This is a genomic window from Novosphingobium sp. HR1a, from assembly GCF_015594425.1.
GTDB classification, from domain to species: domain Bacteria; phylum Pseudomonadota; class Alphaproteobacteria; order Sphingomonadales; family Sphingomonadaceae; genus Novosphingobium; species Novosphingobium resinovorum_A.
This window is the reverse complement of sequence record NZ_JABXWS010000119.1, coordinates 1-18727: the sequence shown is the minus strand read 5'-3', so window position 1 is coordinate 18727 and position 18727 is coordinate 1. Positions and strand designations below refer to the sequence as shown.

At 60.1% G+C, this 18727-nt stretch carries 20 protein-coding genes; 7 read left to right on the top strand and 13 right to left on the bottom strand.

What is annotated here, in order from left to right; genetic code table 11:
• Window position 1: 1 nt before the first annotated feature.
• Entirely contained in the window at window positions 2–3208 is a 3207-nt protein-coding gene (locus tag HWN72_RS30270; RefSeq protein WP_211152272.1) for an efflux RND transporter permease subunit, read from the top strand.
• Window positions 3209–3257: 49 nt separating this feature from the next.
• Here the strand turns inward: HWN72_RS30270 and HWN72_RS30265 are convergent, their stop codons facing one another.
• From HWN72_RS30265 to HWN72_RS30245, 5 genes are all read right to left on the bottom strand, one after another.
• A complete protein-coding gene (locus HWN72_RS30265; protein ID WP_211152271.1) occupies window positions 3258–4361 on the bottom strand; it encodes a relaxase/mobilization nuclease domain-containing protein in 1104 nt (367 codons plus the stop codon).
• Window positions 4361–4885: a ribbon-helix-helix protein, CopG family gene (locus tag HWN72_RS30260; protein WP_211152270.1), complete on the bottom strand. Its 525-nt coding sequence runs from the start codon at window positions 4883–4885 to the stop codon at window positions 4361–4363. The genes HWN72_RS30265 and HWN72_RS30260 overlap by 1 nt, the downstream gene beginning before the upstream one ends.
• Before the next feature lie 228 nt (window positions 4886–5113).
• A complete protein-coding gene (locus tag HWN72_RS30255) occupies window positions 5114–6115 on the bottom strand; it encodes a ParB/RepB/Spo0J family partition protein (protein ID WP_211152269.1) in 1002 nt (333 codons plus the stop codon).
• Entirely contained in the window at window positions 6115–6855 is a 741-nt protein-coding gene (locus HWN72_RS30250; protein ID WP_211152268.1) for a ParA family protein, read from the bottom strand. The genes HWN72_RS30255 and HWN72_RS30250 overlap by 1 nt, the downstream gene beginning before the upstream one ends.
• A gap of 3 nt (window positions 6856–6858) precedes the next feature.
• On the bottom strand, window positions 6859–7056 hold the full coding sequence (locus HWN72_RS30245; protein ID WP_211152267.1) for a hypothetical protein: 198 nt from the start codon (window positions 7054–7056) through the stop codon (window positions 6859–6861).
• A 149-nt stretch (window positions 7057–7205) separates the two neighbouring features.
• Here HWN72_RS30245 and HWN72_RS30240 point away from each other — a divergent pair, with 149 nt between their 5' ends.
• Complete coding sequence (locus HWN72_RS30240) at window positions 7206–7352, top strand: YlcI/YnfO family protein (protein ID WP_211152266.1); 147 nt, start codon at window positions 7206–7208, stop codon at window positions 7350–7352.
• On the opposite strand, the gene HWN72_RS30235 is transcribed toward HWN72_RS30240, so the two are convergent.
• From HWN72_RS30235 to HWN72_RS30220, 4 genes are all read right to left on the bottom strand, one after another.
• Window positions 7349–7669 carry a single-stranded DNA-binding protein gene (locus HWN72_RS30235; RefSeq protein WP_211152265.1) on the bottom strand — a complete coding sequence of 107 codons (321 nt, stop codon included), beginning with the start codon at window positions 7667–7669 and terminating at the stop codon, window positions 7349–7351. The two genes, HWN72_RS30240 and HWN72_RS30235, sit on opposite strands and share 4 nt — an antisense overlap.
• A gap of 472 nt (window positions 7670–8141) precedes the next feature.
• Entirely contained in the window at window positions 8142–8927 is a 786-nt protein-coding gene (locus HWN72_RS30230; protein WP_248006490.1) for a helix-turn-helix domain-containing protein, read from the bottom strand.
• Window positions 8928–9421: 494 nt separating this feature from the next.
• Complete coding sequence (locus HWN72_RS30225) at window positions 9422–10282, bottom strand: replication initiator protein A (protein ID WP_211152263.1); 861 nt, start codon at window positions 10280–10282, stop codon at window positions 9422–9424.
• Window positions 10279–10497, bottom strand: a complete 219-nt coding sequence (locus HWN72_RS30220; protein ID WP_211152262.1) for a hypothetical protein — start codon at window positions 10495–10497, stop codon at window positions 10279–10281. Before HWN72_RS30220 ends, HWN72_RS30225 begins: the two co-directional genes overlap by 4 nt.
• 96 nt (window positions 10498–10593) lie before the next feature.
• Between HWN72_RS30220 and HWN72_RS30215 the strand changes: the two genes are divergently transcribed.
• Window positions 10594–11196 (top strand): recombinase family protein, encoded by a 603-nt coding sequence (locus tag HWN72_RS30215; protein WP_211152261.1) that lies wholly within the window; start codon window positions 10594–10596, stop codon window positions 11194–11196.
• A gap of 285 nt (window positions 11197–11481) precedes the next feature.
• Here the strand turns inward: HWN72_RS30215 and HWN72_RS30210 are convergent, their stop codons facing one another.
• Window positions 11482–12042, bottom strand: coding sequence for a recombinase family protein (locus HWN72_RS30210; protein WP_004213255.1), 561 nt, complete (start codon window positions 12040–12042; stop codon window positions 11482–11484).
• Window positions 12043–12212: 170 nt separating this feature from the next.
• Window positions 12213–12635, bottom strand: a complete 423-nt coding sequence (locus HWN72_RS30205) for a helix-turn-helix domain-containing protein (protein WP_014072603.1) — start codon at window positions 12633–12635, stop codon at window positions 12213–12215.
• A 76-nt stretch (window positions 12636–12711) separates the two neighbouring features.
• Here HWN72_RS30205 and HWN72_RS30200 point away from each other — a divergent pair, with 76 nt between their 5' ends.
• From HWN72_RS30200 to HWN72_RS30185, 4 genes are all read left to right on the top strand, one after another.
• Complete coding sequence (locus HWN72_RS30200; protein ID WP_004213251.1) at window positions 12712–13107, top strand: mercuric transporter MerT family protein; 396 nt, start codon at window positions 12712–12714, stop codon at window positions 13105–13107.
• Window positions 13108–13119: 12 nt separating this feature from the next.
• Window positions 13120–13449, top strand: a complete 330-nt coding sequence (locus HWN72_RS30195) for a heavy-metal-associated domain-containing protein (RefSeq protein ID WP_004213249.1) — start codon at window positions 13120–13122, stop codon at window positions 13447–13449.
• A gap of 37 nt (window positions 13450–13486) precedes the next feature.
• Window positions 13487–14905, top strand: coding sequence for a mercury(II) reductase (gene merA / locus HWN72_RS30190; RefSeq protein WP_004213247.1), 1419 nt, complete (start codon window positions 13487–13489; stop codon window positions 14903–14905).
• Window positions 14906–14996: 91 nt separating this feature from the next.
• The gene (locus tag HWN72_RS30185) at window positions 14997–17966 is read left to right on the top strand and encodes a Tn3 family transposase (RefSeq protein ID WP_014072601.1); all 2970 of its coding nucleotides are present in this window, start codon (window positions 14997–14999) and stop codon (window positions 17964–17966) included.
• 139 nt (window positions 17967–18105) lie between these two features.
• On the opposite strand, the gene HWN72_RS30180 is transcribed toward HWN72_RS30185, so the two are convergent.
• Together HWN72_RS30180 and HWN72_RS30175 are read right to left on the bottom strand one after the other, a co-directional pair.
• A complete protein-coding gene (locus HWN72_RS30180) occupies window positions 18106–18471 on the bottom strand; it encodes a copper-binding protein (RefSeq protein ID WP_375154553.1) in 366 nt (121 codons plus the stop codon).
• On the bottom strand, window positions 18471–18727 hold a 257-nt coding region (locus tag HWN72_RS30175; protein WP_211152259.1), incomplete at its 5' end, for an efflux RND transporter permease subunit. The genes HWN72_RS30175 and HWN72_RS30180, both read right to left, overlap by 1 nt.

Genomic DNA, 18727 nt, shown 5'->3' with positions numbered 1-18727 from the left:
GATGATCAGTCGTCTTGTCACCTTCGCGGTCGAGCGCCGCTGGCTCGTCCTGCTCGTCACCGGAATCTCGGCGCTCCTCGGAGTGCTGGCGCTCCAGCGCTTGCCGATCGATGCCGTCCCCGACATCACGAACAACCAGGTTCAGGTCAACGTGATGGCGCCCTCGCTATCGCCCGATCAAATCGAGCGGCAGGTTTCCTTCACGATCGAAACCGCGCTCGCTGGCATTCCCGGCCTCGAATATACCCGCTCGCTCAATCGCAACGGTTTCGCGCAGGTGACGGCGGTTTTCTCCGATGCGACCGACATCTACTTCGCGCGTCAGCAAGTAGCCGAAAGGCTTCGCTCGGCCGAAGAGCGCTTGCCGCAGGGCGTGATGCCTGAAATGGGGCCGATCGCCACTGGCCTAGGCGACATCTTCATGTGGACGGTCGAGCTGCGCGAGCTGGATCAGGTCCGTCACCGTGACGGGGAGCCGGGACTGCAACGCGACGGCAGCTATATCACACCGGAGGGCGAACACCTTGTAAGCGAAGAGGACAAGGCGACTTACCTCCATACGGTGCAGGAATGGATCGTTGCGCCCCAGCTACGCGGCACGCCGGGCGTTGCTGGCGTGGACTCGCTGGGCGGCTATGATCGCCAGTATCTCGTCATGCCCGATCTGCAACGGCTTGCGGCGCTCCGCCTGACGATCCAAGACCTCGCGACCGCGCTTGAACGCAACAACACCAGCATCGGCGCGGGCACCGTCAACAACAACGGCGCCGGACTGTTCGTCCGTTCGGATGCGCGCGTACGGACGGCGAACGAGCTGGCGCGGACGGTTGTCGCGACCCGCGAAGGCGTACCCATCACCTTGGATCAGGTAGCCACGGTCCGCACAGGGCATGGCATTCGCACCGGCTCGGCGTCGGAGAACGGCCATGAAGTCGTCGTCGGCACCGCAGTCATGCGGATCGGGGAGAACAGCCGCACCGTCGCCACCGCTGTTGCCGATCGCCTCGCCGCAATCGGGCGTTCGCTCCCCGCCGACATCGTAGTCAAACCCGTGCTGGATCGCACCGATCTGGTGAACTCGACGATCACGACGGTCGCGCGCAACCTCGCCGAAGGCGCGGTGCTAGTCATCGTCGTGCTGTTCCTGCTGCTGGGCAATTTCCGGGCGGCGTTGATCGCCGCACTGGTCATCCCTGTCACCATGCTGCTGACGAGCGCTGGAATGTTGAGGGCAGGCGTATCGGCGAACTTGATGAGCCTCGGTGCGCTTGATTTCGGCCTGATCGTCGATGGAGCGGTCATCATCGTCGAGAACGCCTTGCGCCGGCTCGCCGAACGCCAGCACGAGACGGGCGATCGTCTCCCACTACAGGAACGGCTCGCCATCGTCGCGGCTTCCGCGCGCGAGATGATCCGGCCCTCGGTCTATGGGCAGGCAATCATTATCCTTGTCTATGCACCGCTGATGACCTTCTCGGGCGTCGAGGGCAAAATGTTCGAGCCGATGGCGCTTACCGTCATCATCGCCCTCGTCTTCGCCTTCATGCTGTCGCTCACCTTCGTGCCCGCAGCCATCGCGGCGTTCATCACGGGCCGGGTGGACGAGAAGGAAAGCCGCATCGTCACGGCTCTCAAGCGCCGATACGAACCCGGCCTTGATGCTGCCATGCGGCGTCCAAGCGTGACGATCGGCGCGGCCGTAGCGGCCGTCGTCGCAGCGGTGTTGGCCTTCTCCACTTTGGGGCAGGAATTCCTGCCCCAGCTTGATGAGGGCAACATTCTCGTTCAGGCATGGCGGCCTGCCGGCACATCAGTCGAGCAGAGCCAGCAGATGCAGTTCGCGGTCGAGAAGACGATCGCGCGCGAACCCGAGGTCCGCTTCGCCTTTTCACGTACCGGGACGTCCGAAATCGCCTCGGACCCGATGCCCTCCAATGCCACCGACACGTTCGTTATTCTGAAGCCGCGAGCCGAGTGGCCCGATCCGAGCCTGCCGAAGACAGAGCTGGTCGAGCGGATAGAGAACAAGATCTCCACCATCCCGGGCAACGGCTATGAGATTACCCAGCCCATCCAGATGCGCTTCAACGAGCTGATCGCGGGCGTGCGCGGCGACATCGCGGTCAAGGTGTTCGGCGACGACTTCGCGCAGATGAACGCGACCGCCAATCAGGTTGCGGCAGCCTTGCGCAAGGTGCGCGGCGCAGCCGACGTGCAGGTAGAACAGACTGAGGGGTTGCCGCTGCTCGACATCCGCCCCAACCGGGACGCAATGGCCCGCGTCGGTGTGACTGCCGGCGACGTTCAGGACACCGTGGCCGCTACTATCGGCGGACGCGAGGCCGGCATGATCTTCGAAGGTGATCGGCGCTTCCCGGTGGTAATCCGCCTTGCCGAAACCGCGCGCGCCGATCTCCAGGCGATCGGCCAGATACCGGTGCCGATTGCCACCGGCTCCTATGTGCCGTTGGCGAGCGTCGCGGATATCGGCGTCGGCGATGGTCCAAACCAGATCAGTCGCGAAAACGGCAAGCGGCGCGTGGTGGTCCAAGCCAACGTGCGCGGGCGTGACGTAGCCGGCGTTGTCGCTGATGCGCAGGCCGAGATCGACCGTGACGTAACGTTGTCTTCCGGCACCTATCTGAAATGGGGCGGTCAGTTCGAGAACTTGGCAGCGGCACGGAACCGGCTGACGATCGTCGTGCCGATCTGCTTCGCGGTCATAATGCTGTTGCTCTACGGCGCTTTGGGAAGTGTCCGTGACGCGGCGCTGGTCTTTACTGGTGTCCCGCTCGCGCTGGTGGGGGGCATCCTCGCGCTAGTGCTGCGAGGAATGCCGTTCTCGATCTCTGCCGCAGTGGGCTTCGTCGCCTTGTCGGGCGTCGCCGTGCTGAACGGCCTCGTCATGGTCAGCTCAATCCAGGAGCTGATCCGCAACGGCATGGAGCGATCGCGCGCAGCCCGTGAGGGCGCGCTGACGCGCTTCCGGCCGGTCGCGATGACGGCGCTGGTGGCGTCACTCGGCTTCGTGCCGATGGCCCTCGGCCATGGCGCGGGTGCAGAGGTGCAGAAGCCGCTCGCGACGGTCGTGATCGGTGGTCTGATCTCGGCTACCTTGCTGACGCTGTTCGTGCTGCCGACACTCTATGCCCGGTTTGGGGGTAAGTCGCTTTCGGCCCCGCCCCCCGATCCAGCCTGCCCCCTTTAGCGGCATGATCGAGGCCTGCATCGCCGGTCAGCGGATGCGACATGGCTTCCTATCTTCGTCTTGATGACGGCGGAACTGTGCCACGTGGCACACCCGGATCGGGGCCGGTCTGCCCCCTCCCGCGCTCTTGCTCTGCCCGGACACGGCGCTCCGCATCCTGCAAAACCTTGTCCGGCACCGTCTCTATTTCCGCGCGGTCGCGAAGGAACTGCCGCACTTCGCGAGCGAGCACGCGATCCTCGTCCTTGCCGCTCTGGTCAAGCCGATCCGCTGCGGCGGTATAGCGAGATTTAATGGCTTCCCACCGCGCACGCGACTTACCAACAAACGCAGGCTGTTCCGCTTTGCCAAGCGCGATCAACATCGCTTCTCGGGCTTGCCGCATATCCGCTTCAGTTGGCTGCCGGGAGACTCCTTTGCGAATGCGATCCCGGAGCTGGGTGAGCGCCATGCTAGTGCCCGCCCTTCCCTGTCCGCGCGTATAGCGAGGCGTTGCTTCCGCCTCGACACCACGGCTGCGCAACGCCTCGGCAAACCCCTCCCGAAAACGAAACAGGTCTTCCCGGCGAGGATCGAACCGCTTGCGGTCAAGACCTTCTGCCTGAACCGTCAGATGAACATGGGGACGCGGCGTATCAGTATGCAACGCCATGAGATAATCATGATTGTCGCCAATGAGCTGTTCCGCGGTTTCGCGCACGGCTTGCTTGACCGTCTCCGGGTCAGTCCCGGCGGGCATTGAAAAGACCATCGATACGGCCGACACGGTTGCACCGCGACGCCAAGCCAATGCCTCCGACCATTCCTCAGCGATCTGTTTCGCTTCTCCCTTGCTCGAAATCAGTTCGCCATCGCGAGTTTCGAGCGGGATTTCCCCCTTCCGGCCGATATAGTCCAGATGGGCCGCCAAATGCTCGGCACCCTTCTTTCGACCCGTAACCTTCACCAATACTTCGGGCGTGCGGCGCACGACCCGCGCGAGTGTTGCTCTGGCCGACCGATCAAGAGCGCGCAGCGCAGCAGGGATTGAGGCAACCCCGGTTCCCCTGACGAGATTACGCGCATACCGGGCATTTGGATCGCTGACGAGGCGTGGACGGAAGCGGGGCTTCATCGCCTCCCAAAGTTCTTCCTCATGCTCACCGAAGGGCATCAGTCTGCGACCTTCCAGAAACTGAGGTCGCCGCGCAGGGCATCGCCTAGCAACGCCACCTGGTCATTGATGTCCTCGCGCATGTCAGCAATCCGGCGCAGCTCGCGGTCGATCTGAAGTCCGCTGTCCGCCATCATGGCAGCATTGCCCGCCTTCATGGCCTGGTTGAGATTGCGCCCAATGCGCTGAAGCTGCATTCGAACCGGGGCGACTGCATTACGCAGACCGTCATCGACCGCCCCTTTCAATCCCACATGGCGGCGAACCAGCGCCTTAATCCAACCAGCGCGATCTACCCCCCTCTCCGCCGCGCGCTGATCCACAACCGCAGCCTCGGCATCGGTAAGTGTTATCGACACGCGGTTGCCAGCGCTTTGCGCACGCGGCGAAATCTGGGGAGCATCGGCGACCTGCTTCATCGCCTGCTGCATCAGATTACGCAGGAGAGCACTGCGCCCTCCCCTGCCCTCGGCGACGGCATCGAACGCTGCCAGCAACTCACGATCAACTCGCATCGTGAGCATCGCAGTATCCTTGGTGGGGGATGAATGCTGCGGCATCGAGGACATGACACGGAGGGTAATGTAATACGTTGAACGCAGCAAGACCTATCCTGCCATTAAACATCCCCCACCTAAATCAGCCTTCACGTGTGCCACGTGGCACACCATCAAGCTCGAAAGTCAGAATTTCGCGGAAGGAAAAATTGAGCTTTGGTCAGGCGCGAACTGACGCCGAATAAGCTGCGGCTCTTACCGCCAGCTCACAATACGGGGAGCCTCTTCACCGTCGAAATGTAGCAACGCCTCGACGACGATTGCACGCTGTCCCTCGATCTCGATAGTCGGGCGCTCGACCTTCTGTTTGGCTGGCTTCGACTTACCGGTACGTGACGGGGCCGGGGAAGGGGTGGGCGCATCTACTGTCAAAGAAGGCGCGCTCTCGATCGCACGCTCGACTTCGGAACCGCGGATACCTTCCGTCGAAAGCGGGGATTCGCTTTCTGTCGCATCGTTGCCGGCTTGAGCGGACGCGGTGGCGCCAAGTTGCTCGACATCACCAACAGCAGGTTCGACAGGCAGAGCGGCGGGGGCCACCGTCTTCTTTGCACCCATGTCCCGCGCGAAACGCTCACAGGCCAGCACGGTCATATCTTCTGCCGACGTACTCGCCACGAAGGCGCGCGTCGCCGCATCATCCTTCTTCGCAGCCTGGGCCAGAGCGACGGCACTACGCATCGAAATGTCGGAAAAGAGCGCGCTGATATAGTCGGGCGCTTTGGCCAGCCCCTGATAGCGGGTCAGTAGCGTACGGTTACGTCCAGTTAGGCGCGCAAGTTCAGACAGGTTGCGCCCCTGAGCGACCTGACCCGTCACGAACGCGATCATGTCGGCTGTCGATAGATCCTCACGCTGGTCGTTCTCAATGAACTGGTCGATACGAACCTGGGATAGATCGTCGCTCTTGCTGACGATCGCCCGCACTTTGATCCCGAGCTTCTGGCAAGCACGCCAGCGCCGCTCGCCAAAGAGGATGCGGTAACGGCCATCCTCGTCCTTGGGGGCGAGGGTGATTGGTTGAAGCTGGCCACGTTCGCTGATCGTCTCCGCCATCTCGTCAATGGTGATCGGATCAATCTCGCGGCGCACATTGTCAGGATCAGGATATATCTGTTCCGGCTCGATCAGCAGGACGCGATCGGCATCCGCGACAGCGGCCTTTTCGCCAAAGACATCGAAATTGTCGAAATCCATTATTTCTCGCTCCCGATCCGGGTCATGGCTTCCTCAAGGAAAGCCCGCATAGGCGGCAGCGAACTGCGCACGTCCTTGCCAAAACGCCACACCGGAACATGCTCCTGAATGGCCTGGCTGTAATGCGCGCGCTCGGGCAGGTAGTTGGTGAAGAGGTTCTTCCCGACCTTGCTCTTTAGCGCTTCGAGCATCTTCATCTGATGGCTGTCATTCGGGCGTACCCGGTTTGGCACTAGCCCGGCGACATGGATCGGCTTGTTGCGTCGCTGGTTCACGGTCGCAATCGAGTCCGAGACCTGCTTCGTCGCCGCAGGACCGAAAGGTCCGAGTTCAACCGGAACGATCAGGTGGTCGCAGATCAGCAGCGCGGCGAAGTTGATCCATGACCAGGACGGCGGTGTGTCGATGATGCAGAAATCAAAATGCGGACCAAGAACCGGAAAATTCTTCCGCACATTGCTTAGTGCGGTCGGATAGGAGGCATCATATTCGCCTCCCATCCGGTTGGAATAAATCGCGAGGCGCGGCAGCTCACCAGGAGCAGCATAATCGGCCTCGAACAGCGGCTTGCACGAACCCAGGCTTTCGAAATCGCTGAGCGCGTCGGTCGCATTGCACTGACGATCAAGGTCGAGAACAAGAACCCGATGTCCGGCGTCGGCCAAAAGCCATGCCAGATGGCAGGCGATCGTGGTTTTACCAGCGCCGCCTTTCTCTACGTTAATCGCAATAGTCCGCACGCGTTAGAAGCCCCGATCCGAACGGTTGTTATTCCAATGGTCATAACCGCGATAATTGGAATCCGTGCGCGTATTGCGACGGCCTTCCTCATCGGGGGTGTCTCCGCTCCAGGTGCGAGCGCCGCGATACTTTCCATCGCCGGTGAAGACGGCCCACGCGATCAGGACAAATAGCCCGATCGTCAGTAGATTGTCCCACATCACTCACCTCCGTCGCACCTTGATAAAAGGTAATCGCTCTAATATACGATACCGCTAATACCGTCAATATGCGGTATCGGTAATTAGGGCATTGGATGACCTCTAGCAAGATCCGATCTGTCGGTCGCCCTCCAATGGAGGATAAGACGATGGCGCGTTTCCCCAAGGGCACGCTTGATCGTATCAGGACCATATTGCGCGATGGCGAAAGCCAGGCCGACTTCATGCGCGAAGCGGTCGAGCTGGAATTGCGCCGTAGGGAAGGGCCGCCAGTAGGCGGCCCCGATCGGACTTAACTTCTTTCGTCAGCGCTTTTGGCCAGGACTGCGAAACCGTCGGCGATAACCTCCACGGTGTAGCGACGGCCCTCGGGCGTGTCATAGGAGTTTTGGCGAAGCCGACCGGCGATATGCACCAGGTCGCCTTTCTGAGCCTTGGCGCCGCGCTCGATCATCTTGCCGAATAGCGAAACCTCATTCCAGTGCGTGTCCGTCACCCACTCGCCATTGTCCTGGCGGTTGTAGTTGGAGGCGACGCTGATCTTTGTCACCTTGTCATATTCGGTAATCTTGCCGACCCGCCCGATGATCCGAAATTCCGCGATGTTCTGCATGATCTTGTCCTTCCAATCGATCAGGCTCGTTCCTGATGGGGATTGAAAGGGCGCGCAGCCGCCGCGATCCAGTGAAAAAACGGAGGGTCCGCGTGGCGGAAACCGTAGCGCAGCGGTTATTCACTTGATCGTATGAGGCGGCCAGCGCCCATATGCCCATCAGCTCAGGAACAGCCGAGTGAAGCCGAGATCAGAGTGCCATTTCTCGCGGGCGATGTAAGTCTATCGGGTTGGCACGATGCCATGGGTCGATAGATCGAGGAATGCAGCCATGCACTATTCGTCAAAACAGGCGCTGTGGTTCGACTGAGCATCGATTTCGACGTTTCGCCAAGCACAGCATCGCCGTTCTGGCGCTGCCCAAGCCGCCTGCTCCCGCTGGGGAGCATTCGCGACGGCGTAGCCGGCGCGTCCTGAGCGTGCGTTATGCGTGATGTTATTGGGTGGGAGTGACTTTTCGGTGTGGTCGCCGTCAGGCGTTAGAGCGTTGGCCGACTAGGCCAACTCCTTTGAGCCTATTTATATATGAATCGGTTAGCGGTTCAGGATCAATTTGAGACTCACGCTCTCGACTATCTATGGCTGCGCCCAGCTTCGCCAGGATCTTGCGCAACGGCCCATCAACGACCGTTTCCGCGAGATCTCGGCACGACAATGATTTGAGCATGAGCTGAGTATCTTCCTGATGATCGATGCGGCGTTGGATTTCGTCCTCTGGCACAGGTGCAGGGCGCAACCAGCGCGGGAGATAGGCGAGCACCTTCTCTGGCAACAGCGGCCGGTAGGCGTTGGATGTCTGCTCATAACGCGGCCCAGCCCCTTCATTCGCTACGCGATTGAAACGACGCTGCCTCACGACAAAGCCGATTGTCTCCAGGATCGTTAGTGCTCTTGCGACGGTCGCGCGTCCAAGGCCCGTCGCGGCCGATAGATGATCGTAGCTGGGATAGACCCGCCCCTTATTGAGGCGCGCCAACGTCAGGATTTCCTCATAGACACGTACCGCGCTCGCTGTGAGGCGGGATATGAGACGTTCTGCTGCGGTCAGCTCTCTGGCTCCGCTGCGCGCATCGCGGCGCAAGCGGCGTCCTGCATCCAGCGTTCTGCGGGCCACATGAAGGAGGCGATCTGTCTCCCCCTTTGCAGGAACAGCAAAGAAAGTCTCTTCAAACGTGCCCGCTTCGGCGCTGTCACGCCGAACGGGCGCGCCGGTTCGATGCTGCGCGCCCGACCGCGCGGGTTTGCGCGTCGACACCATGCCGCCCAACGCTGACAACGCAGCGTCGCCTAGTGATAGAGCCATTTTCCACCTCCAAATGGAGGCCGGACCAGGCAAAACTCATCCGTGGCGCGAAGCACGCTCCCTTGAACCAAAGCTCAGGAACAGGTATGAGAAGGATGTCTTACGTCCCGATCGATGCCTGCAAGCATCGCTCATCACGTTCCAGGGTGCCCGGCCTTCGTGCCGGGCATTCGTTTTAGGTGGTCACAGCCGATCCCCGCTTTGCCGATGCACAGTGCAATCAGCGCAGCAATATTTGTGGCCGAATAGGGAGCGCGGTTAAACCGTTAGGATTCGTGCTTTCAGTGACCGATAGGCACTAAAATTCGTGCTTTCGATGACCGTTCGTGTCGCCATTCGTGTTTTCGACGACCGGTATTCGTGCTTTCGATGACCATGTTTCGTGCTTTCGGCGACCGTTCTGGCGCAGAAGCTGAGTCATGATTCGCGGGAGGCAGAGGGGGGCTGGGTCAGGCGTTCTGAAGCAGTAGCTTCGGCGTAATCTTTACGCTGGCCGCCCCGGCGTTCTTACGCGAGCGAGTAACGCCAGCGGTTTCGGCGCGGTCCACCAAGTCGAATAGAAAACCGGGAATGCTGCTCTCGTCAGCTATGCGCTTCACTTCGTAACGAAAATGCTTGAGCGAGCTTTGATAGCCGGTCTGCAACCGAAGTTCTTCCAGTTCCACTTCGATCGGTCCATGCCCGCAGGCTGAGCGCGCAACTTCATACAGGCGTCGTTCGATCGGGCCGAGCTGGAAATAGGTCGGATCATAGTCGAGTACGCGCCGATCGCGCAGGATCGCACGATAGAGCCAGTCGCACAGACGGACCTTGATGGCCTTGAGCCTTTTGTCGCCCTTAGAGGTCTTGGTGTAGTGGAGCTGGGCATCCGATAGCCACGAGAAGAACCCCGCCTGACCTTCGCCGCCGGCCTCGATGTTCGTCTTGATCTGAGTACCTTGCAGGCGTTCCAGAGCATCAGAGAGGCGAGTATAGGATCGCGATGACCCGCTAACGCCAGTTACTCTGAAAAGATCATGGGCCGTAAAGAAGAAATCCTGGGATACCTGCTCACCAGCGTCCAGCTTCGCGACCATGAGGCTCGCGATATAAAGCAGCACTTCTTTATCGTAGATCGTCGCGACGCCCTTTGGCGTGCAGACGATCTCGATCGATACCGCTTCTGTCTTATATTCGAGCGGCTTCGTCCACTTCGTCTTGCTGAGCGCAAAGAAAGGGAACGCCATCAACGACCGCTCGCCGCGCACCTCAGTCAGCAGCGGGCTATCGAAAGCGAACAGGTCGCCTTGCATGGAAGGTTCTTGGCTCATGCCATCGCTCCCTGTGCCGATCGGTCGCCAAAAACACGAAGATTCCGGCTCATCACGTCGCTTGGCCGGGGATTATAGGCCATTGAGGGTTCAAAGATCGTGTTTTCGACGACCGTTTGCCACATCTCGCCGTTGGCATTCGTGCTTTCGGCGACCGTTGTGCTTAAAGACCCGCCAGCTTGTCTCGCAAACGATCGTTTTTGAAGCGCCATCATTTGAGAACGTGTAGCAGCCGATGCGCGCGTCTCAAAACACTTTCGCAAAATAAAAGTCTCGTGCTAGGCATTGCAGATGAGTTTTGAGAACGAACCGTGTTGATCGGCTACGCCCGTGTCTCCACTCCGGAGCAGGATCTATCCCCCCAACTTGCGGCATTGTCCGAAGTTGGTTGCGAAAAGCTGTTCTCGGATAAAGCTAGCGGCGCCAAGGCGAACCGGGCAGGCTTGACGGATGCTTTGTCGCACGCGCGCGCGGGCGACATTCTGGTGGTTTGGAAGCTAGACCGGCTCGGCCGAACAATGAAGGGGCTGGTTGATCTCGCCGCCGATCTGGCGGAGCGTAAGATTGGCCTGCGCTCACTCACTGACGGGATCGACACGGCAGGCACTGCCGGCAAACTCGTCTTTCATATCATGGCAGCTATGGCCGAAATGGAGCGCGATCTGGTCCGTGAGCGCACGACGGCCGCGCTGATTGTGGCAAAGCGTGAGGGCAGGGTAGGGGGCCGAAAGACGGTTATGACACCAAAACGCCTCGAAGCAGCTCGCAAACTACTAGCTTCAGGCATGACAGCCCGCGAAATTGCGCCGACGATTGGCGTGTCAGTAGCGACGCTCTACCGCCACTTGCCAGCGCCAGAGCAAGAGGCGATCAACGCTGAAATCTTGCGCTCATCTGAGCTAATGGACCGCTAGGTAAAAGATAGTAAGATGATCGATTAGGATAGACCAATACGCCCAAAGCCGTGCAGAGCACTGCGGCGTTTCCGATCACGTCGTGTGCGAGCAGATCCATGCCGAGCATATGTTCGCGTCGCCGCCATGGAAGCGATAGAGCATGAGCGCGACAACGCCATTGGCGAGGAGTGCAACAAAGCGACCGCGCCCATCACTTCGGCATAGGAACGCGCGAGTAACTGGCGTCACCTCAAGCTTTGTACGCTGAACAACGATTTTCCGGACATAATGTGAACATTGGTGTCAGGCAGCGGCGCGAAGGTACTGGTAGAGGGTTTCGCGGCTGATGCCCATGTCGCGCGCGATGGTCGCCTTGCGTTCACCGGCGGCAACGCGGCGGTGCAGATCGGCAATCATCTCATCCGAGAGCGACCGTTTCCGCCCCCGATAGGCGCCGCGCTGCCGAGCGATCGCAATGCCTTCGCGTTGCCGTTCGCGGATCAGGGCGCGCTCGAACTCAGCAAACGCACCCATGACCGAGAGCATCAGATTGGCCATCGGGGAGTCCTCCCCCGAGAAGGACAGGCTTTCCTTCTCAAACTCGATCCGGATACCTCGCTTGGTGAGGCCCTGGACCAGCTTGCGCAGGTCATCCAGATTGCGGGCCAACCGATCCATGCTGTGGACGACGACGGTATCGCCTTCGCGGGCGAAAGTGAGCAGAGCCTCAAGCTGGGGGCGGTTGACGTCCTTGCCCGATGCCTTGTCGGTGAAGGTCCGATCGAGCGACTGACCTTCCAATTGGCGATCCACATTCTGATCGAACGTGCTGACCCGGACATAGCCGATCCGTTGCCCCTTCACTGCGCACTCTCTCCATCAAAATGTCAGGTTGAAATCTATGATACGCAACGACATTCGTCAACAAATTCCGTTTAGTACCCTAATCTGACAGAAACCGCGGTAGCGCCCTGACGTCCGGTTAGGCTATACTCCAAGCTGACATCACAAAATCAAATCCCTCAAAGATGGCGTCAATTGCCTTGATGGGGTAAAAACTGGAGTGCTTCCAGGATGGGACATTCGGCAACGTCATCTCCAGTGCATCTGGCTAACGTGGTCGCCAGCGTCACCTCTATCTTCTGCAAATCTGCAATGCGGCGGCGGACATCTTCAAGGTGGAGTTCGGTTCTCGCCATAACCTCCGCGCAGGTTTGTGCACCGGTATCGGTGAGCGACAACAATGACCGTATCTCATCCATTGCATAGCCAAGGTCGCGCGCGCGCAGGATGAACTGCAACCTTTGCACCAGTTCCGGCGAATAGACGCGGTAGCCGTTGGAACTGCGAGGCGGCCCCGGCAGCAATCCCACCTTCTCGTAATAGCGGATGGTTTCGAGATTGCAGCCTGTTTTCCGGGCAAGCTGGGCACGCAAGATGCCGACCTGTTGCTCCATGAAAATACCTCTTGAGTCTGTAGTGGCTACAGAGCCTACACTGCGAATCACTCAGTTGGAACAAGGGATTCAAGCCATGGTCTCAACGCCGGAAGCGGGACAGCCAGCCCTCACCGAAAACCACGAGCCGAAGCAGGCAAACTGGGTTGCGGCGGGCGCATTGATCGGCGCGGGGCTCGCCTCGGCTTGCTGCGTCGTCCCGCTACTGTTGGTTATGCTCGGAATTTCCGGCGCGTGGATCGCCAACCTGACGGCGCTCGAACCTTACAAGCCCTATGTCGCAGGCGTAACGCTCGCGCTGCTCGGCTACGGCTTCTGGCATGTCTATTTCAAGCCGAAACCGCCCTGTGAAGACGGTTCCTACTGCGCTCGTCCACAATCGGCTTGGACCACCAAGGCGGTGCTGTGGCTGGGCCTTGCCGTCGCCATCCTGGCGCTCACCATCGGCTGGTGGGCACCCTGGTTCTATTGAAAGGAAATACCCATGAAAAAGACAGTATGTATCGCTATGGCCGTGCTGGCTATGGCTGGCGGCGGGGTCGCCTATGCAGTTAGTGGCACGGCGCAAGATCGCCCCGCGGCTACCGCAACCGCTCAGAAGCAAACCACCTTTGCCATAGAGAACATGACCTGCGCCACCTGCCCGATCACCGTGAAGAAGGCGATGGAAGGCGTCGCCGGGGTAACGGCGGTCACGGTCGATTTCGCAGCCAAGACCGCGCGCGCAACCTATAACCCGCGCCGCACCAATGCTGCTGCGATTGCCGCTGCATCAACCAACGCGGGTTATCCGGCGCGCGCTATTCAAAACTGAGCGGGGCGCCGCCAGCGCCTCAAGAAAGCGATAAGCAATGAACGACTGTTGCAACCGCCCCGGGCAGGAAGGATTTGACGTGGCCGTCATCGGCGCGGGTTCTGCCGGGTTCTCCGCCGCGATCGCCGCTGCCGATCTGGGCGCGAAAGTGGCGCTCGTCGGTCACGGCACGATTGGCGGCACCTGTGTCAATGTTGGCTGCGTTCCTTCCAAGACGCTGATCCGCGCCGCCGAAGCGGTGCATGGTGGGCTTGCCGCCGCGCGCTTTCCCGGCCTTGGGGGCGCTGTCCAGATGGATGACTGGTCCGTATTGGCGGCGTCGAAGGACGATCTTGTCACGACGCTGCGCCAAAAAAAATATGTCGATCTGCTGCCCGCCTATGACGGTGTGAGCTATATCGAGGGCAAGGCACGCTTTGCCGATGGTGCGCTGATTGTCGGCGATGCGCCCATGAAGGTCGGCAAGGTCATATTGGCGATGGGTGCGCACGCCGCCGTGCCGCCGATTCCGGGGATGGACAGCGTGCCCTACCTAACCAGCACATCGGCGCTGGCGCTGGATCGCTTGCCCAAATCGCTGCTGGTGATCGGTGGCGGGGTGATCGGGGTAGAACTGGGACAGATGTTTTCGCGTCTGGGCGTTGATGTCACCATCTGCTGCCGAAGCCGCCTGCTCCCCGAAATGGACCCGGAAGTGAGTGCCGCGCTGAAAAACTATTTGGAAGCCGAGGGCGTGCGGGTTTGCGCAGGTGTCGGCTATCAGCGTATCGCCCAAACACAGAGCGGGGTCGAATTGACCTGCGAGGGGCATTGTGACACCGTCGCGGCGGAACAGGTGCTCATCGCCACCGGACGCCGACCCAATAGCGACGGGCTTGGGCTGGAGGAGCGCGGCATAGTGCTTGCCCGTAATGGTGGAATCGTCGTCGATGACCACCTCGAAACGTCGGTTCCAGGCATTTACGCGGCGGGCGATGTAACGGGACGGGACCAGTTCGTCTACATGGCCGCCTATGGCGCAAAACTGGCCGCGCGCAACGCGGTGACGGGCAACCAATACCGCTACGACAATTCCTCCATGCCATCCGTCGTCTTCACCGACCCGCAAGTCGCCAGCGCCGGCCTCACTGAAACGACAGCACGGGCGCAAGGCCTGGACATCAAGGTTTCGCTGCTCCCGCTCGATGCTGTGCCAAGGGCACTGGCAGCACGCGATACGCGGGGTCTCATCAAACTGATTGCCGACAAGGCGAACGACCGTTTGCTGGGCGGCCAGATCATGGCACCCGAAGGCGCGGATTCGATCCAGACACTGGTGCTGGCGATCAAACACGGCATGACCACCCTGGAATTGGGTGCAACGATATTTCCTTACCTGACCACTGTGGAAGGCCTCAAACTGGCGGCCCAAACGTTTGATAAGGATGTCGCCAAACTGTCTTGCTGCGCCGGGTGATTGCTCGGGGATCAACCGGCAACGAATGGCCTCCCTCCAGTGCAAGCCGCTTTGGTGTCAATTTTGTTATTCGCCTCAGCGGGAGAGCAAAATGGCACGACGCCGACTTCTGACCGGAGACGAGCGCCGGCGCCTGTTCGATCCTCCTGTCCAAGAAACCGCGATCATTGGGCATTATACCCTTTCTGCGGAAGATGTTGAATTGGTTGGGCGCCGCTATGGTCCAGCAAATCGCCTCGGTCTGGCTGCACAAATCGCTTTGATGCGACATCCCGGCTTTGGTCTGCAACCCGAGATCGGGCTTCCCGACGTCATTCTTCAGTACCTCGCGGCACAGTTATTCGTCGATCCTTCCTCCTTCTCTGCATATGGTCAGCGCGCGCAAACCCGTACCGATCATGCCGATCTCGTGGCGCGTTATCTTGGCATACGCCCGTTTCGACGCGGCGACCTGGCACTTGCCCTGAATCTTGCCGCGCAAGCCGCCGAGTATACAGACAGAGGTGAACCGATTGTTCGCGCCCTCATGGTTGGCCTGAAGGGTGAGCGGTTCATTCTTCCGTCAGGCGACACACTGGAACGCGCCGGTCTTGCTGGCCGGGCACGCGCACGCAAAGCTGCCGCAGCCGCAATCGTCGAAGGCCTCAGCTCTGCTGAACTGACACGGCTAGACGAACTCGTAATCAACAACCCGGATTTCGGCATGACACCGCTGGCGTGGTTGCGTAATTTCGAAGAAGCCCCGACTGCGGCCAATATCAATGGCTTGCTTGAGCGCCTGCGCTATGTTCGCGGCATAGGTATCCACCCGGTAGTTGGGGGCGCCATTCCGGAATTCCGCTTTGCCCAATTTGTCCGCGAGGGCGGCGTGGCACCGGCATTCCTGCTTTCGGATTACAGCGTCAATCGCAGGCGGGCGACGTTGACGGCCGCAGTGATCGACCTTGAGGCCAGACTTGCCGATGCCGCGATCCAAATGTTTGACCGACTTATCGGCGGCATGTTCACGCGCGCGCGGCGTGGGCGCGAGCGTCGCTACCAAGATAGTATTCAGTCGGTGGGGCAACTCATGCGGCTGTTTGGCGCCACGATTACAGCACTTGATGAGGCTGTCCAGAATGGCGGCGATCCGCTCGAATTGATTGACGAAGCGGTGGGCTGGCACCGGCTTGTTGCGGCAAAGGCCCAAGTAGATGCCCTTGCTGATCTTGCCGGCGAGGACGCACTGGTAACGGCAACCGAGCGTTACGCCACGCTACGGCGTTTCAGCCCGGCATTTCTGGACGCCTTCACCTTCAAGGCGTCTGGAACAGGGACGGCACTGATCAAAGCCATCGATGTCATTCGCGATGCGAACACACGAAAGTCGCGCGACCTTCCCGATGGCGTTCCACTGCCATTCCCCAATCGGCAGTGGAAGCGTCTCATCACCGAAAGCGGCCGTATCGACCGCCGACGTTATGAAATTGCGATCATGGCAACCTTGCGTGATCGTTTGCGCGCCGGTGATGTATGGATCGAGGGAACCCGCAACTATCAGCGCTTCGATGCCTATTTGCTGGGTCGGCGCGACGCCGCCAAAGTGGCGGATGTGCTTCCGTTCGATTCAAATGCTGCATCCTACCTCGCTGACCGGGCACGAAATCTTGACTGGCGGCTGCGCCGATTTGCCAAGCAGTTGAAAACAAACAAGCTTGAGGGAGTGTCGCTCGAACGAGACCGGCTCAAGCTTCAGCAAATGCCGCCTGTCACCCCACCGGAAGCTGAAGCCCTCGATCGCAAGCTCGATACCCTGCTTCCCCGCGTGCGCATCACCGAGCTGCTGCTTGAAGTCGCCGAACGCACTGGTTTTTTGAACGCATTCCGTGACCTGCGCTCAGGCAAGGAGCACGACAACCCCAGCACGGTACTCGCCGCAATTCTGGCTGATGGCACCAACCTCGGGCTGGAGCGGATGGCCAATGCCAGCGAAGGCGTCAGCTATGCCCAACTCGCATGGACCCACAACTGGTATCTTTCACCCGAGAACTATCAGGCCGCGCTGGCCATGATCATCTCAGCCCATCACGAATTACCCTTCGCGCGGCATTGGGGCGCTGGCACCAGTTCGTCGTCCGATGGCCAGTTCTTCCGGTCGGGGCGGAGCCGTTCAGGGGCGGCGGACGTCAATGCCAAATATGGCGCCGAACCTGGCGTGAAAATCTATTCTCACCTTTCCGATCACTTCGCATCATTCGGATCACGGATCATGTCCGCGACGGCAGGTGAAGCGCCTTACGTGCTCGACGGGCTTGTCCTGGGCGCCGGCAACCTTCCGTTGCATGAGCACTATACCGATACCGGCGGCGCCACCGATCATGTTTTCGCACTCTGCCACCTACTCGGGTTCCGCTTCGCGCCACGGCTGCGCGATATTGGCGACCGCAAGCTGGGTTCGATCGCTGCGCCATCGACATACAAGGGCATCGAAAATCTGATGGGCCGCACCATCAAAACGGCAGCGATCGAGGCCGATTGGGATGACATCGTCAGGATTGTCGCCTCAATCAAGGATGGCACGGTGGCGCCGTCAGTAATCTTGCGAAAACTTGCCGCCTACAAACGCCAGAACAGGCTGGATTTTGCATTGGCTGAACTGGGCCGTATCGAGCGCACTTTGTTCACGCTCGATTGGCTTGAACAACCGGAACTGCGACGTGCCTGTCAGGCCGGTCTCAACAAAGGCGAGGCGAGGCACACGCTTGCCGCCGCCATCTATACCAACCGGCAGGGTCGGTTCACCGATCGCTCGCTGGAAAATCAGGAATTTCGCGCATCCGGGCTGAACCTGCTGATTGCGGCGATTTCCTACTGGAACACGGTCTATCTCGACCGGGCCGCCCAGCACCTCAACGCTGTCGGCACGACGTTCGATGCGGCACTGCTTGCGCACCTTTCTCCGATGGGCTGGGCGCACATCAGTCTGACCGGCGATTACCTCTGGGAGCAGGCCAGGCGACTTCCAGCAGGTGAATTCCACCCACTCAACGAGCCAATGGCGCGGTTGAAGCGTGTAGCGTAGCCCATGTTCCGCTTATGTCCGAGAAATCGTTGTCTGGCGAACAAACCTTGAGGTGACGCCTAACTCATAGTGATCAAACAAAATATCGCCGAACAGCCCGCGTTGAAGGGCGGGCTGTTGATCCGCGCTCTTTCGCCCGTCACTTCTTGCTGATGTTGGTGACCTCGCCGGCATTACCGTCGAGCTTCAGTTCAAAATTCACCTCATCGCCTACTTTCACGCTGTCGATGAGCGCAGGCGCCGCCTTGAACGCCATCGTCATTGCCGGCCAGTTCGCCTCGGCGATCGGACCATGGTCGAGCGTGATCGTCCCGCCGCTCTTGTCGATGGCCGTCACCTTGCCGGTCGCCTTGGCCATATTGCCCATGTCGCCTGCCATCGCTTCGTTCTCGGCCGCTGCTGGCGCTGCGGTGTTCGCTGCCGCTGCCTGATTGGTTTCGGTCTTGGACCCGCAGGCGGCGAGGGCGGCGGTCAGGGCAAGGACGGTCAATGCATGCAATTTCATCATAGGTTCCTTTCGTGGTGCTTCATGGACTGCGTGGGTTGAGAGGACCGCTGCCTCAGAAGCAGATAGGCGGCGGGGATAACGAACATGGAGAGAAGCGGCGCGGTCAGCATGCCGCCGATCATGGGTGCAGCGATGCGGCTCATGACTTCCGAGCCTGCGCCGGTTCCGACGAGAATGGGCAGGAGGCCGGCGATGATGACGGCGACCGTCATCGCCTTGGGCCGGACTCGGAGCAGCGCGCCTTCACGCACCG

Bases quoted from the DNA above. Each gene is read 5' to 3' on its own strand.
- HWN72_RS30270 (WP_211152272.1), top strand. From the start codon at position 2: ATGATCAGTCGTCTTGTCACCTTCGCGGTCGAGCGCCGCTGGCTCGTC.
- HWN72_RS30265 (WP_211152271.1), bottom strand. From the start codon at position 4,361: ATGCCCTTCGGTGAGCATGAGGAAGAACTTTGGGAGGCGATGAAGCCC.
- HWN72_RS30260 (WP_211152270.1), bottom strand. From the start codon at position 4,885: ATGCTCACGATGCGAGTTGATCGTGAGTTGCTGGCAGCGTTCGATGCC.
- HWN72_RS30255 (WP_211152269.1), bottom strand. From the start codon at position 6,115: ATGGATTTCGACAATTTCGATGTCTTTGGCGAAAAGGCCGCTGTCGCG.
- HWN72_RS30245 (WP_211152267.1), bottom strand. From the start codon at position 7,056: ATGTGGGACAATCTACTGACGATCGGGCTATTTGTCCTGATCGCGTGG.
- HWN72_RS30240 (WP_211152266.1), top strand. From the start codon at position 7,206: ATGGCGCGTTTCCCCAAGGGCACGCTTGATCGTATCAGGACCATATTG.
- HWN72_RS30235 (WP_211152265.1), bottom strand. From the start codon at position 7,669: ATGCAGAACATCGCGGAATTTCGGATCATCGGGCGGGTCGGCAAGATT.
- HWN72_RS30230 (WP_248006490.1), bottom strand. From the start codon at position 8,927: ATGGTGTCGACGCGCAAACCCGCGCGGTCGGGCGCGCAGCATCGAACC.
- HWN72_RS30225 (WP_211152263.1), bottom strand. From the start codon at position 10,282: ATGAGCCAAGAACCTTCCATGCAAGGCGACCTGTTCGCTTTCGATAGC.
- HWN72_RS30220 (WP_211152262.1), bottom strand. From the start codon at position 10,497: ATGATGGCGCTTCAAAAACGATCGTTTGCGAGACAAGCTGGCGGGTCT.
- HWN72_RS30205 (WP_014072603.1), bottom strand. From the start codon at position 12,635: ATGGAGCAACAGGTCGGCATCTTGCGTGCCCAGCTTGCCCGGAAAACA.
- HWN72_RS30200 (WP_004213251.1), top strand. From the start codon at position 12,712: ATGGTCTCAACGCCGGAAGCGGGACAGCCAGCCCTCACCGAAAACCAC.
- HWN72_RS30195 (WP_004213249.1), top strand. From the start codon at position 13,120: ATGAAAAAGACAGTATGTATCGCTATGGCCGTGCTGGCTATGGCTGGC.
- merA (WP_004213247.1), top strand. From the start codon at position 13,487: ATGAACGACTGTTGCAACCGCCCCGGGCAGGAAGGATTTGACGTGGCC.
- HWN72_RS30185 (WP_014072601.1), top strand. From the start codon at position 14,997: ATGGCACGACGCCGACTTCTGACCGGAGACGAGCGCCGGCGCCTGTTC.
- HWN72_RS30180 (WP_375154553.1), bottom strand. From the start codon at position 18,471: ATGAAATTGCATGCATTGACCGTCCTTGCCCTGACCGCCGCCCTCGCC.